Genomic DNA, 15,410 nt, shown 5'->3' with positions numbered 1-15,410 from the left:
TCTTTTTAAAGAGGGATTTAGGGAGATTAAAAGCGATTTCTAAAGAATATGTGGAGTTTTGGGCAATGTCTCATCAATCAGATCTTATTAGCCAAGATATCTTGGGTTATTTAAAACAACATGAACAAAAAGACTTATTGCGTTTTTTGACGTGCGGTAACGTCGATGATGGTAAAAGTACTTTAATTGGTCGTCTACTTTACGATTCAAAACTGATTTATGAAGATCAGTTGCAAGCCGTAACACGTGATAGTAAGAAAGTCGGAACGACGGGTGATGCACCTGACCTTGCTTTGCTGGTCGATGGTCTGCAGGCTGAGCGCGAGCAGGGGATTACCATTGATGTCGCTTACCGTTATTTCTCGACTGAAAAGCGTAAGTTCATCATTGCTGATACACCGGGGCATGAACAATACACACGTAACATGGCGACGGGCGCTTCCACTGCCGATCTTGCCATTATCCTGATTGATGCGCGTTATGGTGTGCAAACCCAAACCCGCCGTCATTCATTTATTGCAAGCTTGCTCGGGATTAAAAATATCGTTGTTGCGATCAACAAAATGGATCTGGTTGAATTCTCGGAAGCGCGTTTCAACGAAATTCAGGTTGAATATGATGCTTTTGTCAGCCAACTCGGTGATCGTCGTCCTGAGAATATTCTGTTCGTGCCAATCTCGGCATTGAATGGCGATAACGTGGTGAACCCTTCTGCAAGTACGCCATGGTACAAGGGTCAAACCTTGATGAGCATTCTTGAGTCTGTGGAAATTAAACGCGAATCAAATAAACAAGAATTCCGTTTCCCGGTTCAGTATGTAAACCGTCCAAACCTTGATTTCCGTGGTTTTGCCGGAACGGTTGCATTGGGTGCAATCAATGTGGGTGATGAGATTGTTGCATTGCCATCAGGCAAGAAATCAACGGTGAAAGAAATTGTCACCTTTGATGGCAATCTTGAGCAGGCCGTTGCAGGACAGGCTGTGACTTTAACCTTAAACGATGAAATTGATATTTCTCGTGGTAACGTTTTAGTCCGTGCGGGCGAGCAGCCTTTGATTTCGCGTAGTGTACGTGCTTCAGTGGTATGGATGAATGAACATCCGTTGGTGAAAGGCAAGCTGTACAACGTCAAAATTGGTACGCAGACAGTGCCTGCTAAAGTCACTGCGATTAACTTCCGTGTCAATGTCAATACATTGGAACATACGCAAGTTGAAGAGCTTGAGTTGAATGCCATTGCAGATGTTGTGGTTGAGTTTGATGCGCCAGTCGTGTTTGATCAATACCAAGATAGCCGTTACACAGGTTCATTTATCTTTATTGACCGTTTAAGCAATGTCACGGTTGGTGCCGGTATGGTTGAAGCGGCAGTTGAATGGACTGCGCATAGCAATCCTGTGACTGCAGAAGATCGTGCGGCGCGTTTAGGTCAAAAGCCTGCGGTGATTGGTGTGTCTGCATCGTTGATTGAGAAAGCTCAAGCTTTAGAGAGTCTATTGATTCAGCAAGGTGTGGTTGCGATTGCGAAAGCCAATTTAACGGCTGAGCAAATTGCATTATTACGTGAAACAGGTGTGGTGATTGTTACCACAACTGTTGAAGGTACGGATACAGAAATCATGGCTGAAACGGTTGAAGAAGCAGCTGAGAAAGTTGTGGAGTTGGTTCGTCTTTAATAGGCAGAACTGATTTGAAAAAACCCGCGTAAGCGGGTTTTTTTATGCTTACAGATTTAATCGCATAATAATAAAGCATTTAAAATATATGTGATATTTCACATAAAATATTTCACTATACAATGCCTCCCTTAGAGAGGTGTGTATGAAAAAAATATTATTTTTAATGGGGTTATGTCTGGCTTTTAATGTTGAGGCCAAACAGATAGCGAATAGTACAGCAGCAATTAAAAGAAAAATTATTCAAGAATCTATTGAAAGCTATCCAGGTAACTGTCCGTGTCCCTATAACACTGCACGTAATGGTAGTCGCTGTGGAAAACGTAGTGCTTATAACCGTGCCGGTGGGTACACACCTTATTGTTATCCGGAAGATGTCAGTGATCGTAAGGTAAAAGCATATAAAGAAAAGAAAAACCTAGTTTAAAAAAAGCCCCTGCAATAGAGGCTTCTCAATACATCAAGGCTGCTTTTTTAAAAGGCATGCATGGATAATCTACGGATATATTGCTGCGGATCTAAAGGATAGTCTTTAATTAACTTTAAGAAAACAGCCTGATCACCTTGATACAAAGCACGGGTTGCTTCTTCGTAGTTGGGCATATTGCCTAATATTGCCGACATAACGCGATCAGTGGCTTGTTTAGCCAGCATGATATTACTTTCAGATGTTGGATCATTCAGCTCCTTATCAATCAGTTTGCGAATCACTGCAGATGCACTGGCACTCTGTTGATCTAACCAGTCCCAGTGTTTTTTCTGTAAGGTAATTTCGCGAGAGATCACACCCAGTTTTGGGCGGCCAACTTTCTTTTCCGGTTCAGGTTCGCTGTAGCGCTGCTGAATCTGTTGCTCAGCACCTGAAAGGTCAAGGTCGATTTGTCGACCTGTTTGATCATTAAAAATCAGGATCGTCTCGGCAGTTTCACCAAGTTGTTTGAGCTTTAATGCAATGTCAGCAAGCTGCGCTTGAGCAATCAGCGTATAGCCTGAAAAAGCAGTATAGGTCGGTTGAGTATTCATTTTATGCACATAGTTTTATACGGGTAAAATAATATTATCAGGGTAAAAGTAGTTTAGCAAACACATTGGTCCATTTTCTCAAAGGGATTTAAGCCAGTTAGGCTAAATTCTGGAAAACTGATCTAAAAAATAATGCAGATAGAATGCCAATTTTCATTTTTATTCTGCGTTGATCGCGCTTTTATGAGACAATGTTTTTTTATTTTTGTGTATTAGGACTCCCATGATTGAGCAATCTCCTGAATCTTTAAGCGATATCGAAATTTTAGACATTTTACAGTCTATGAAAAAAGATAAGCTGGATACGGAAGCAAATGAGATCATCCGTAATGGGGGGAAAGCTGGGCGTCAAGAAGCACATAAACAGGCTTTGGTTGCACTGAATACCAGCTTTGAGGACAAGTTTGTCGAAGCTGTGACTTTGGCATTGGGTCTGAATTCAGGTCAGGCTAAAAAAATTCGTTATAAAAAAGACCGTATCCGTATTTTAAAAGCCCGTGGCATTGATTATTTAGCGATTGATGGTGCAGAAACCGCACAGGTATTGGCTCAGGTTGCACAGGCTATTGGTCGTGAAGATGCAACGGTGACCCATGACCTGCACAATATTTTTCCATTTTGGAAAGAGGGCTGGCCAATGGTTCAATTCGACAATGCATACAAGATTCTAGCCGAAGATATTAGCATTCATTATCAGGCAACATTAGATACCTTATTGGCACAACTTGGTGGAAACTAAGCGCGGATAAATGCCAGTTCTACTCATCAATCAAACATAACAAGGAATGTTAGTTTATGAGTTCATTACCTCATATTCCACCTGAAGCATTAGATGTGTTACGTGAAGGGCAACTGATTGAAGCCATCAAGATTACCCGTGAGAAAACCGGGTTGGGGTTAAAGGAATCAAAGGATTTAATTGACCAGTATTTGCAAGCCCATCCACAAGAACAGGCACGTGTGCAGGAACAGGTGGCACAGCGTAGCCGTGGTGGTGTAAAGGTTGTGGTCTTTATTGTGGTGTTTTTGACCATTCTGATCTGGTGGATCATGAAATAAAAAAAGCCCGTCAAACGGGCTTTTTTTTGACTTTTACTTAGTCTTCAGACTGGATAATCGTGTCATTTTCCTGACTCGGTAAAACTTGCGTCACCAATAACTGGTCAATTTTATAATGGTCAATATCGACCACTTCAAACTTGAAGCCCGCATATTCTACGGCATCTGCAGGACGCGGGATCTTGCGTAGGCGATACATGATAAAGCCGGCAATGGTTTCATAATTCTCATTTTCAGGAAACTCTTCAATTTCCAGAACATGTTTGACGTCTTCAATCGGTGTGCCCCCATCAATGAGCCAGGAATGATTATCGCGCTTAATGATCTGCTGTTCTTCATCCATTGGCGTTACCCAGTCGCCCATGACGGTGATCATGATGTCGCTTAGCGTAATCACCCCGACCACCAGCGCATATTCATTAATCACGACCGCAAATTTTTCTTTGGTCGAGCGGAAGCGGTCGAGTAATTCTGACAGGGTTAGGGTATCTGGAATCATTAACACATTACGAATGGTCGATTCATTCAGTTGTGTAAAAGATTGTTTATTCAGAATACGCACCAGAATATCTTTGGCATCGACATAGCCAATCACCTGATCAATATGTTCATTACAGACCAGAAACTTTGAATACGGATATTCACCCAGTTTTTGACGAATACTGTCTTCAGGTTCTGTGAGGGTGAAAAAAACCACATTTTCACGGGTGGTCATACTTGAAGGAACAGTACGTTCCTCCAGTTCAAATACGTTTTCAATAAAATGATGTTCCTGCTTTTGTAGCACCCCGGCTTGTGCACCTGCATCCATGACTGCTGAAATATCATCAAAGGTAATATTGTCGTCACGGATGGTATTGACTTTGAATAAGCGGAATAACAGATTGGCAATTGCATTGATGCCCCAAGCCAGAGGTTTGCAGATTTTAATAAAAATCTGAATCGGCTCAATGACGCTAATGGCAATTTTTTCTGGCGCAATCATGGCCAAACGTTTTGGCATCAGATCGGCAAACAGAATGAACAAAGAGGTGACCATGGTAAAGGAGAGGGCAAAACCAATGGTTTCTAGCCAAGGACCTGCATAAAACTTCACAATCAGATCAACAAAGAATGGTCGGAAGGCAGCTTCACCGAGAATACCGCCGAGGATTGCAACGGCATTTAAACCGATTTGCGAGGCTGCGAAGAAATCAGCGGATTGTTCTTGTAGATCTAAAACTTTTTGAGCGCGGGTTTCGCCAGATTCGGCCAAAATTTTTAATTTAACTTTTCTAGCGCCAGCGAGAGCAATTTCTGTGAGTGATAAAAAGCCTGCTGCTGAAATCAGCAGGGCGATAACAATAATATTCTGGAAGAGACTCACACATCACCTGTGTTGCATATTATTATGAATATGTTGTAACACAAAAAAGAACAGAGGTAATCAAATCATTACCTCGTAATAACAGTTTTGCTGAGCAAACAAGCATATCCATTCGAAATTAAATATGATTATAGAGCAATATTTTTAGTATTGTGAAAATTGTGAGTTATTTAAGAGAAATTCACGATTCTCTTCTTCAATCATCTGGCGTGCCACAAACAGAATAAGCTGTCTTAACCAGCGATGGGCAGGATGATGATGTAACAACGGACACCATGCCATTTTTAATTCAAACTCAGGAATATAAAATGGAGGATCCTTTATAACCAGCTTTGGATTTTGGGTTTGCAAACGCGCCATACGGGTTGGCAGGGTAGCAATCAAATCTACATTTTGCGCTAACAATGCCGGCATCTGATAATGACGGGTAAATACTGAAATTTTACGGCGTTGACCAATACGCTCCAACGCCTGATCGATCCAGCCGAGTCCGGCCTGTTTATCCGGATTAACACCGAAACCAACCCCCATACCGGTTTTTGAGACCCAGATATGCTGCGCATCTAAATAGCTTTTCAGATTTAAGTGGGTTACAGCAGGGTGTTTGTCATTTAAAATACAGCTAAAGCTATCACGCCAAACCAGAACCTGATGGAAGCTTTGTGGAATTTCATTGAAGCGGTTAATGGCAAGATCTACTTTACCTTGCTCCATGTCCCGATAAGACACATCACTCGGCGTCAAGAAATCCAGTACCACATTAGGTGCTTCCGAGCGCAATGCCTTGACCAGGCGAGGCACTAAGGTTGCTTCGGCATAATCTGAGGTCATGATACGGAACACGCGCGTACTGGTATAAGGACGGAATTCGGTACGTGGCTCCAGAATCATGGAAAGATCTGAGAGCGCATCGCGAATACGTGGTTGTAATTCTAATGCGCGTTCAGTCGGCGTCATGCCTTCAGAAGAGCGAATCAGGAGGGGATCATTAAACAGATTACGTAAACGACGTAAAATATTACTCATCGCAGGCTGGGTAACACCGAGTTGCTCTGCGGCGCGTGTGACATTTTTTTCACGAAGAAGTACGTCAAGATAAATTAATAAATTAAGATCGACCCGCTCCAGATTCATAAAAAAAATACCGAAAATAAAATCCTTAAATTGTGTTGAATTATGACATATCTAAAGCCTTTTGTGTAACTTAATCCTACATAAAAGCAACAGCGCCAAGGCACATAACATCGCTTGAAATATCGGGTGCACTTATTGATCGGGTCATGCTCAACTTTGATACAATTGTTGTTTGTAACACCAGTAAAATGCGCTGAAAATTTAAATATTTTTAGGATTTGAAGACTTGTTTTGCCGTGTTTTTTGAACTGACCAGTCTAGAAAAATAGCCTGAAAAAGGGTTTTTACGCATTTTGGTGTATTTTGAAAATTAATTAAAAACAATTGCTTATATTATATTTTTGAAGTTTTTGATAAAAGCCTATACATACATTTTCTAAGAAAATACCGAAGATTAAGCTAGAATATTGGCTAAATCGCTTGCCAAAGACTAAGCTTTGAGACATGTTGATGAGGTGCTTGAAATCTAGACTAAATAAAATCAGGATTTTTAGCCCCCGTTCGATGCCAATCCTCAAAGGAATAGATCATGACTACATATCAAACAGCGATTGATGCAATCCGCGAATTAAAAGCAAAATTTGGCAACACTTGGGCAGATATTAGTCCTGAAGATGCTGCTCGCATGCAACTACAAAACCGTTTCAAAACTGGTTTAGACATTGCGAAATACACAGCTGCGATTATGCGTCGTGATATGGCTGCTTATGATGCCGATTCTAGCAAATATACTCAATCATTAGGTTGCTGGCACGGTTTCATCGCTCAACAAAAAATGATCGCGAACAAAAAATACTTCGGTACAACTGAGCGTCGCTATATCTACCTTTCTGGTTGGATGGTTGCTGCACTTCGTTCAGAATTTGGTCCACTTCCTGACCAATCAATGCATGAAAAAACTTCTGTTCCTGCCTTGATCGAAGAAATCTACACTTTCTTACGTCAAGCTGACGCAAAAGAATTAAACGATTTATTCCGTGCACTTAAAAAAGCACAAGAAGCGGGTGATACTGCTAAAGCAGCTGAAATCACTGCTCAAATCGACAACTTTGAAACTCACGTTGTGCCAATTATTGCGGACATCGATGCTGGTTTCGGTAACGAAGAAGCGACTTACTTACTTGCGAAGAAAATGATCGAAGCGGGTGCATGTGCACTTCAAATCGAAAACCAAGTATCTGATGCAAAACAATGTGGTCACCAAGCTGGTAAAGTAACTGTTCCACACGAAGACTTCATCGCTAAAATCCATGCATTACGTTATGCATTCTTAGAAATGGGTCTTGATGACGGTATCATCGTTGCACGTACTGACTCTGAAGGCGCTGACTTGACTCAAAAAATCCCAGTGGTTAAAGAGCCAGGCGACATCGCTTCTCAATACATCAGCTACTTGGATACAACTGAAATTGACATCGCTGATGCTCAAGAAGATGAAATCCTGATCAAGCGTGATGGTAAATTACATCGTCCTAAGCGTTTAGCTTCTGGCTTATATCAGTTCCGTCCTGACACTCAAATTGACCGTGTGGTACTTGACTGTGTATCTAGCCTTCAAAATGGTGCTGACCTTCTCTGGATCGAAACTGCGACTCCAAACGTAGAAGAAATCGCTCACATGGTTAACCGTGTTAAAGAAGTTGTGCCAAATGCGAAGCTTGTTTATAACAACAGCCCATCATTCAACTGGACTTTAAACTTCCGTCAACAAGCTTATGACCGTTGGGTTGCTGAAGGTAAAGACGTTTCTGCATACGACCGTGCTAAATTAATGAGCGCTGAGTATGACAATACTGAATTAGCTGCTGATGCTGATGCTAAGATCCGTACTTTCCAAGCAGATGCTTCTCGTGAAGCAGGGGTGTTCCATCACTTGATCACACTTCCGACTTACCACACTGCTGCTCTTTCTACGCATGAGCTTGCACAAGGTTACTTCGGTTCTGAAGGTATGTTGGCTTATGTTGCTGGCGTACAACGTAAAGAAATCCGTGGCGGTATCGCTTGTGTTAAACACCAAGCAATGGCGGGTTCTGACATCGGTGATGATCACAAAGAAATCTTCTCTGGTGATAATGCGCTTAAAGCACATGATGATGCTAAAAACACAATGAACCAATTCGCTGCTCACTAAGCACTGAACTGATTCAAAAAAGACCCTGCGCAAGCAGGGTTTTTTTATTGTTTTACAAAGTGTAGGACGCAGAATAGGGATTTGACTTAAACAAGATTAAGGTTGAGATTTTTCTGATGATGGATAGGGAGATGTCTTATATTTAAAAGCTTGGCCAGAGCTCTAGAGTACTTGTTGATTTGTGAGAGAAATGAGTTTTAAAACAAGGCTAGAGGGGATGTAAAGTTGAAAAATATAGGTATAAAAAAACTGCTCATCAAGAGCAGTTTTTTTATTGCAGAAATAAAAACTTATTTCTCAACACCTGCTGGTTGACCTGCAAGTTTTGCATTTGCATAGTCCCAGTTAACCAGGCTTTCTAAGAAAGTCGCGATGTATTTTGGACGTAAGTTACGGAAGTCGATGTAGTAAGCGTGTTCCCAAACGTCGATTGTTAATACAGCGATTTGACCGTGCGCAAGCGGCGTGTCTGCATTTGAAGTTTTAGTAATTGATAATTTACCGTTTACTTCGTCAGCAACTAACCAAGCCCAACCTGAACCGAATTGAGTTGTTGCAGCAGCAGTGAATTCTTCTGCAAATTTTTCGTAGCTACCAAATGCTTCGTCAATTTTCGCTGCAATCGCGCCTGTAGGTTTACCACCACCGTTTGGCTTCATGCTGTTCCAGTAGAATGTGTGGTTCCATACTTGAGCAGCATTGTTGAAGATACCAGCTTTAGATGCATCACCAGCAGAAGCCTTGATGATTTCTTCTAAAGTTTTACCTTCAAGATCAGTACCTTTGATTAAGTTGTTTAAGTTAACAACATAAGTATTGTGGTGTTTGTCGTGATGGTATTCTAAAGTTTCGCGAGTGATATGTGGCGCTAGATCATCATAGCCATATGGAAGTGCAGGTAAAGTAATGGTTGTCATGTTTCATTCCTTGCAAATTTGCTGGGTTTTACATTAAGTGTTTTTATTGTAAATGATTCTGCATGCAATAGGGCAGTCTTTTAATACACAAAATATGCAAAAAATTTCCATCTGAGACATATACCATACACAAGATAGAATTAGAGCCAATGATTATTTTAGATTATCTTCGAGCTGGCTCTAATCTACCTTGATCAAGCAGAGTTTTTTAACTTTATTATTTAAAATCAATTTTTTATTGCTGTTAAAGCCGCATGGTAGCGGCGATTGACCTCATCCCAGTCCACCACATTATAAAAAGCCGCAATATATTCAGGTCGACGGTTTTGATATTTTAGGTAATAGGCATGTTCCCATACATCCAGTCCTAAAATAGGGGTATGACCATGCATCAGGGGTGAGTCCTGATTGGCACTGCTTTCCACCACAATTTTACCTTCAGGTGTGACACTCAGCCACGCCCAGCCACTTCCGAAACGGCTAATCGCTGCTTTGGTAAATGCCTCTTTAAAAGCATCGAAACCACCAAGTTGCTGGTCAATGGCTTTTGCAATATCACCTGTCGGTTCACCACCACCGTGTGGGCTCATAACGGTCCAGAACAATGAATGGTTGGCATGTCCGCCAGCATTATTGATCACCATAGGTTTAAGGTCTGCTGGAACTTGATTCACTTTGGCGACTAGCTCCTCTACAGGAAATTTTTCCCATACCGTGCCTTGAATTGCGCCATTAATATTATTGATATAGGTCTGATGGTGTTTGCTATGATGAATTTCCATGGTCTTGGTATCGATATTGGGTTCAAGTGCATCATAGGCATAAGGCAGCGCAGGTAAAGAATAAGCCATGTGTTTGATTCCTTTTGTAATCAATGTGGTTTTATGAGGATGAATTTAACCGCTTTCATTATTGATATAAAAGCAAATGAGAATCAATATCTTTTAATTTGCTTTTATCTATGTGATATGAATTAAAAAATAAATTTTATTTATCAGTTGATTAAGAGTGAGGAATCTAGAAGTGGTTATGTATTTAAAATTATGGCTATAGAGATGAGCCGCTAGGCAATGAGAACCCTGCATCATTAAGCGACCAGAAAGAATCGATGGGGAGGCAGAAAATTGGAAAATAAAAATCAGATAAAGGAATGAAATGAATTTCACTCCTTTATCCGTGCATCGGCTTAAATTGGATTGTTGAGCTCAAAATACTCAGATTCAATGGCAAACTGTGTTGCAATGGCTTGTGCCAAGCGCTGTACGCCATAACGTTCAGTGGCATGATGACCACAAGCAAAATAGTGAACCCCTAACTCTTTGGCTTCATAGAAAGTGCGTTCACTGACTTCACCTGAAATATAAGCATCGCATTCTGCTTGAGCAGCTTTGGCAATAAAGTCTTGTGCGCCGCCTGTGCAGAAGCCTATTTTTTTGATTGTAGTTTTAGTACTCGGTAAATGAATTACATTAAAATCAAAGACAGCTTGTAACTTTGCTTTAAATTGCTCAGGGCTCAGTGCATGGTCTAAATAACCAATGTTGCCGATAGGGTGCTTTTCACTTGGATCTAATGCTTCCAGATCGTTTAGCTCCAACAAATCGGCAATGGCGACGTTATTGCCTAAAGTCGGATGCGCGTCTAGTGGCAGGTGATAGGCAATTAGGGAAATATTATTCTGGATCAGTTTTTTAATGCGATTGCCACGCATACCGGTAATCGGATAGGGTTCGCCTTTCCAGAAGTAGCCATGATGCACCAGTAAGGCGTCCGCCTGTTGAGCAATCGCGGCATCAATCGCATCTTCAGAAGCGGTCACGGCGCATAAAATTTTATTGACTTCAGCTTTGCCTTCAATTTGTAAGCCATTTGGTGCGTAGTCTTTAAACTCGTTTGCTTTTAAAGTCTGATTACACCAGTGCACAATATCTTGCACATTTGCCATGCGATTCCTCAAATGATTAACAGCTTGTTAGAGCTCAATAAAAACATATTTTTAAATGTAACTAAAGCTAGACAAAACTTTTTTAACTTTTGCATTGATTTTAAGCAATTTACTTTACAATAGTGGAAACTTCCAGTTCTTCAATAAATTACGTACATTACATAATTTCGCCTAGAGGATAATAGACGTGCGCCGTGCATTTACATGGTTACCTTGGGTATTACTCATTCTTGTTATCGTTAGTTTTCTGGCTTGGCAGAAATCACATCAACCGAAACCGACTGTTGCGGCTGATGGGGTAAAAATGCCGGCAGAAAAGGTTGAGCCTCTCATTGATACATCACGTGCCGGTGGGGTGGTTTCTTATAGTGCTGCAGTCAAAGTGGCTGCACCTGCTGTGGTGAATATTTTTACCACGCAGAAAGTCAAACAGATGAATCATCCATTATTGAATGATCCTGTATTTCGCGAGTTCTTTGGCAATCAAATGCCGCAACAGCCTCAAAATGAAAACAGTCTGGGTTCAGGGGTGATTGTACGTGCAGACGGTTATATTCTCACCAATAATCATGTGATTGCTCAGGCTGAACATATTGTGGTGGCATTGCATGATGGCCGTCGTGCTGAAGCCAAAGTAATTGGTACTGATCCAGATACAGATCTGGCTGTAATCAAGATCGAATTAGATAATCTGCCAGTGCTACCATTTAAGCTGAGTGGTAACGAAGTAGGTGATGTAGTACTTGCGATTGGTAATCCATTTGGTGTCGGTCAAACCGTAACTCAAGGGATTATTTCTGCCACAGGTCGTTCTGACTTGGGAATCAATACCTACGAAGACTTTATTCAAACCGATGCTGCCATTAATCCGGGTAACTCGGGTGGTGCATTGATTGATGTTGCGGGCAACCTGATCGGTGTCAATACTGCAATTTTCTCTCAATCTGGCGGTTCCTTGGGAATTGGCTTTGCTATTCCAGCCAAGGTTTGTCAGCAAGTGCTTAATTCCATCTTGAAAGATGGCCGTGTGGTACGAGGCTGGTTGGGGATTAGCCTGATTCCAAATACCATTGAAGAGGATGTTCTGGCAACAAAACCGATTGGGGTTACCGTGGCTGATGTATTGCGTGACGGACCTTCGGATACGGCAGGCATTAAACGTGGTGACAAAATTATCCAGGTCAATAATGAACAGATTTCTTCCGCTTCGCATTTAATTAATTATGTGGCATTGCAAGCGCCGGGTAGTCTGATTGATGTGATTGTGGAGCGAGAAGGCAAGCAGCAAACGCTCCAAGTGAAGGTGGGAGAGCGCAAAGTACAGCAAAATACGCAATCTCAATATATACCTTTACCGAAACATCCTTAATCAAGATGGTTTTACCAGAGAGGGTCGCTTAAAGCGGCCCTTTTTATGGCTGCAATAAAAAAGCTTGTTGACGATAAGGCCAACAAGCTTTTTTACATTTTATAGGTGTTTTTATTTTTCATTAAATCATGCAAATTTTATCGTTTTATGACAAATTTTTGATGATTCAATGACAAGTGTGAAACTTGGAAATACGTAATTAGTGGGCACAAAATGCCTGATTGAAATATTCAAATAGATCAGGCGTTTGAAACCAGATCAAGATTGAAAGACTAATTAAACCAAGAATAAAGCCCATCAGTAAAATTTTAAAATTTCGTTCAAGATTAGTCATGAATAATGGCCTCTTCATTGACGAACAGATGAATCACCACGCCAAAAGCACTTAATAGCAAGCAGGCAAGCCAGATCATATTGTAGTTGCCGGTCATGTCGTGGTTGATACCCCCTAACCAGCCTCCAAAAAATGAACCGATTTGATGAGTAAAAAACACAATGCCACTCAGCATCGATAAATATTTTACGCCAAACATATTCGCAACAATACCATTGGTTAATGGTACCGTTGAAAGCCAGAGCAATCCCATGATGATGCCAAAACTATAAACGGTAAATATACTCAGGGGTAATAACAGGAAGGCAATGATGGCGACGCCACGTAAGCCGTACAGCAACATCAGCAGTTTCGGTTTTGAATAACGATCGCCTAACCAGCCAGCCCCATAGGTCCCCACAATATTGAACAGGCCTACCAGTGCTAAAAATATGGTGCCTGTGGTGGCATCAAAGCCATGATCAATTAAATAACCCGGTAAATGCACTCCTAAGAATACCACCTGAAAGCCGCAGACCAGAAAGCCTAGGGATAACCACCAGAACGGTTTATGTTTGCGGGCAATGTTAAGAACCTGTTTAAAGCCGAGACTGGGTTGATTCAGTGCCTTCGGTGCGGTCGAAGTAGGGGATTTTAATAACCATGCCAACGGGATAATGAATGCAATCGCGAATGCACTGACGAGTAGTGCGGAGGACCAGCCTATACTTTTGAGTAACAGTAGGGTGGATGGCAACATGATAAATTGACCGAATGATCCTGCTGCACTGGCAATCCCCATTACCATACTGCGTTTTTCTGGCGGAGCTGCACGACCAACGGCTGAAAGCAGTACTGTAAATGAGGTCGCAGATAAAGCCAGACCAATGACAAGCCCTAAACTAAGATTTAGCAGAACTCCGGTTGAGCTGAATGCCATCATTACCAAGCCAATCGCATAGAGCACGCCGCCTGCTGCAACCACTTTCTTGGTACCATATTTATCGGCAATTGCACCTGTGAAAGGTTGGGCCGCACCCCAGATCAAGTTTTGTAAGGCAATGGCAAAACTAAAAATATGGTGTCCCCAGCCAAATGCGTCGCTCATCGGGACCAGGTATAAACCGAAGCCATGACGTACGCCCAGCGAAAGTGCAAGGATCAGTGCACTTCCTATCAGCATATAGGTCAACTGTTTTGAGAATTGTGGCTTTGACATTGTTGTTATGATCAAGGAATAAGTGAAAAGTATTTTAAAATACTTCTGTCTATATTTCGATTCTAAAAAAATGATTAGCGTTCTATTTGTTTGAGTAATTTCTTTACTATTAGAAATATCAGGAAATAAAAAAGCAGCGAAGGCTGCTTTTTTATGAGCTAGGTCGCTTAGAAACGATAGCCGACACCAACATAAGTGATTAATGGATCGATATCAATTTTTGTATTGGCACGAATCAGTTCTTTGCCAGTATTACGATCAGTCACAGAGATTTTTGCTTCATTATTCATTTTTGAATAAGACACAGAACCTACAGCAAACCAGTTTGGATTAAAGTCATAAGTTGCACCTACAGTGACAATCGGAGCAAAGGTATCAGTTGCTTTAAGTTTTACAACTGGATCTGCGGAAGAAGTTTTATTATCTAAAGCTGCACCTGCTTTGCCGTCATGAATATTCTGGATCATGTGGCCTGCTTTGATTAAGTCTGATTCGATGCCTGAATTCATTTTTAAATCATTAAAATAGGCATACATGACACCCGCACCAACATAAGGACGGAATTTATTGACGCCTGATTTGCCGAATTGATAGTGTAATTCAAAAGCTGGTAACCAGGCGCGTGCGGTGGCAGCTTTATCACCTTGGGTAAGGTCAGTAATATGTAGGTCTTGTCTTAAATCAATATTACCTAGGATAGTGCTTGCTGAACCATTTAAAGGTGCATAGATATCGCCTTTTCCTTTGATATCAACCTTTGGTGGAATCCCGGCTTTAATCTCTAAAGAAACATTATCAGTAAAATGATAATTGGCCATAATACCTACGGTATCAACATCATCAGCCTCTAAGCCGGTTCCTTCACTTTTCCAGTTAGAAAGTCCGTTAATTGTAGCTGTACCTGTAGCAAAAGCTGGTACTGTACTGGTAGGCCATGCTTGAATTGCACCATAAGCTATAGGATTTGACTCTTTTACTGCAGCAGCAAGTACAGCTTGTTTAGATACTTCTCCGACTTTAGATTTAGTGCCTTCAGCAACACTGGTATTGATATCAATTGGATTGGCAGATCCTTGCGGCATGGCATGCAACCAACCAGCAGAAACTGAAAAGCGTTTAAACCCATCGCCATCTTTTAGACTGAAATAAGGTGAGTCTGCGAAAGTAATTGTTGGTAGGGCACATAAGCCTGTAAGCAGGCAAGCAAATGACTTCTTCATCATCTTGGGACTCCATGTCCTAAAGTTTGTAA

The 15,410-nt window shown here is 41.4% G+C and carries 14 protein-coding genes; 6 read left to right on the top strand and 8 right to left on the bottom strand.

Annotated elements, in window-relative coordinates; all coding sequences use genetic code 11:
• Positions 1-65: 65 nt before the first annotated feature.
• Entirely contained in the window at positions 66-1,679 is a 1,614-nt protein-coding gene (cysN, locus tag JO943_RS09970) for a sulfate adenylyltransferase subunit CysN (protein ID WP_202740690.1), read from the top strand.
• Positions 1,680-1,824: 145 nt separating this feature from the next.
• Positions 1,825-2,106 (top strand): hypothetical protein, encoded by a 282-nt coding sequence (locus JO943_RS09965; RefSeq protein ID WP_202740689.1) that lies wholly within the window; start codon positions 1,825-1,827, stop codon positions 2,104-2,106.
• Between the two features lie 47 nt (positions 2,107-2,153).
• On the opposite strand, the gene JO943_RS09960 is transcribed toward JO943_RS09965, so the two are convergent.
• Entirely contained in the window at positions 2,154-2,702 is a 549-nt protein-coding gene (locus JO943_RS09960; RefSeq protein WP_376746131.1) for a DUF2239 family protein, read from the bottom strand.
• 223 nt (positions 2,703-2,925) lie between these two features.
• Between JO943_RS09960 and JO943_RS09955 the strand changes: the two genes are divergently transcribed.
• Complete coding sequence (locus JO943_RS09955) at positions 2,926-3,441, top strand: hypothetical protein (protein WP_005231554.1); 516 nt, start codon at positions 2,926-2,928, stop codon at positions 3,439-3,441.
• Positions 3,442-3,497: 56 nt separating this feature from the next.
• Positions 3,498-3,761, top strand: coding sequence for a ribosomal protein L7/L12 (locus JO943_RS09950; protein ID WP_202740687.1), 264 nt, complete (start codon positions 3,498-3,500; stop codon positions 3,759-3,761).
• 37 nt (positions 3,762-3,798) lie between these two features.
• Here JO943_RS09950 and JO943_RS09945 read toward each other — a convergent pair whose 3' ends face one another.
• Positions 3,799-5,127, bottom strand: coding sequence for a hemolysin family protein (locus JO943_RS09945; RefSeq protein WP_005231552.1), 1,329 nt, complete (start codon positions 5,125-5,127; stop codon positions 3,799-3,801).
• A gap of 144 nt (positions 5,128-5,271) precedes the next feature.
• Positions 5,272-6,261 (bottom strand): LysR family transcriptional regulator, encoded by a 990-nt coding sequence (locus JO943_RS09940; protein WP_004773639.1) that lies wholly within the window; start codon positions 6,259-6,261, stop codon positions 5,272-5,274.
• Positions 6,262-6,790: 529 nt separating this feature from the next.
• Between JO943_RS09940 and JO943_RS09935 the strand changes: the two genes are divergently transcribed.
• Positions 6,791-8,395, top strand: coding sequence for an isocitrate lyase (locus JO943_RS09935; RefSeq protein WP_005231551.1), 1,605 nt, complete (start codon positions 6,791-6,793; stop codon positions 8,393-8,395).
• Between the two features lie 290 nt (positions 8,396-8,685).
• Here the strand turns inward: JO943_RS09935 and JO943_RS09930 are convergent, their stop codons facing one another.
• The 3 genes from JO943_RS09930 to JO943_RS09920 form a co-directional block, all read right to left on the bottom strand.
• Complete coding sequence (locus JO943_RS09930; protein ID WP_005231550.1) at positions 8,686-9,312, bottom strand: superoxide dismutase; 627 nt, start codon at positions 9,310-9,312, stop codon at positions 8,686-8,688.
• A gap of 227 nt (positions 9,313-9,539) precedes the next feature.
• Entirely contained in the window at positions 9,540-10,163 is a 624-nt protein-coding gene (locus JO943_RS09925; protein ID WP_202740686.1) for a superoxide dismutase, read from the bottom strand.
• Between the two features lie 335 nt (positions 10,164-10,498).
• Positions 10,499-11,257 carry a Nif3-like dinuclear metal center hexameric protein gene (locus JO943_RS09920; protein WP_032882727.1) on the bottom strand — a complete coding sequence of 253 codons (759 nt, stop codon included), beginning with the start codon at positions 11,255-11,257 and terminating at the stop codon, positions 10,499-10,501.
• A 187-nt stretch (positions 11,258-11,444) separates the two neighbouring features.
• Here JO943_RS09920 and JO943_RS09915 point away from each other — a divergent pair, with 187 nt between their 5' ends.
• A complete protein-coding gene (locus JO943_RS09915) occupies positions 11,445-12,626 on the top strand; it encodes a trypsin-like peptidase domain-containing protein (RefSeq protein WP_005231547.1) in 1,182 nt (393 codons plus the stop codon).
• A 326-nt stretch (positions 12,627-12,952) separates the two neighbouring features.
• Here the strand turns inward: JO943_RS09915 and JO943_RS09910 are convergent, their stop codons facing one another.
• Together JO943_RS09910 and JO943_RS09905 are read right to left on the bottom strand one after the other, a co-directional pair.
• Entirely contained in the window at positions 12,953-14,158 is a 1,206-nt protein-coding gene (locus tag JO943_RS09910; protein ID WP_032866395.1) for an MFS transporter, read from the bottom strand.
• A 167-nt stretch (positions 14,159-14,325) separates the two neighbouring features.
• A complete protein-coding gene (locus tag JO943_RS09905) occupies positions 14,326-15,381 on the bottom strand; it encodes an OmpW/AlkL family protein (protein ID WP_005231544.1) in 1,056 nt (351 codons plus the stop codon).
• Positions 15,382-15,410: the final 29 nt, after the last annotated feature.

This window comes from Acinetobacter sp. 'aerobic (ED)' (genome assembly GCF_904886855.1).
Classification (GTDB): domain Bacteria; phylum Pseudomonadota; class Gammaproteobacteria; order Pseudomonadales; family Moraxellaceae; genus Acinetobacter; species Acinetobacter courvalinii.
The sequence above is the reverse complement of the archived record's forward strand: the minus strand, read 5'-3'. Positions and strand labels throughout refer to the sequence as shown.

Bases quoted from the DNA above. Each gene is read 5' to 3' on its own strand.
- cysN (WP_202740690.1), top strand. From the start codon at position 66: ATGTCTCATCAATCAGATCTTATTAGCCAAGATATCTTGGGTTATTTA.
- JO943_RS09965 (WP_202740689.1), top strand. From the start codon at position 1,825: ATGAAAAAAATATTATTTTTAATGGGGTTATGTCTGGCTTTTAATGTT.
- JO943_RS09960 (WP_376746131.1), bottom strand. From the start codon at position 2,702: ATGAATACTCAACCGACCTATACTGCTTTTTCAGGCTATACGCTGATT.
- JO943_RS09955 (WP_005231554.1), top strand. From the start codon at position 2,926: ATGATTGAGCAATCTCCTGAATCTTTAAGCGATATCGAAATTTTAGAC.
- JO943_RS09950 (WP_202740687.1), top strand. From the start codon at position 3,498: ATGAGTTCATTACCTCATATTCCACCTGAAGCATTAGATGTGTTACGT.
- JO943_RS09940 (WP_004773639.1), bottom strand. From the start codon at position 6,261: ATGAATCTGGAGCGGGTCGATCTTAATTTATTAATTTATCTTGACGTA.
- JO943_RS09935 (WP_005231551.1), top strand. From the start codon at position 6,791: ATGACTACATATCAAACAGCGATTGATGCAATCCGCGAATTAAAAGCA.
- JO943_RS09930 (WP_005231550.1), bottom strand. From the start codon at position 9,312: ATGACAACCATTACTTTACCTGCACTTCCATATGGCTATGATGATCTA.
- JO943_RS09925 (WP_202740686.1), bottom strand. From the start codon at position 10,163: ATGGCTTATTCTTTACCTGCGCTGCCTTATGCCTATGATGCACTTGAA.
- JO943_RS09920 (WP_032882727.1), bottom strand. From the start codon at position 11,257: ATGGCAAATGTGCAAGATATTGTGCACTGGTGTAATCAGACTTTAAAA.
- JO943_RS09910 (WP_032866395.1), bottom strand. From the start codon at position 14,158: ATGTCAAAGCCACAATTCTCAAAACAGTTGACCTATATGCTGATAGGA.
- JO943_RS09905 (WP_005231544.1), bottom strand. From the start codon at position 15,381: ATGATGAAGAAGTCATTTGCTTGCCTGCTTACAGGCTTATGTGCCCTA.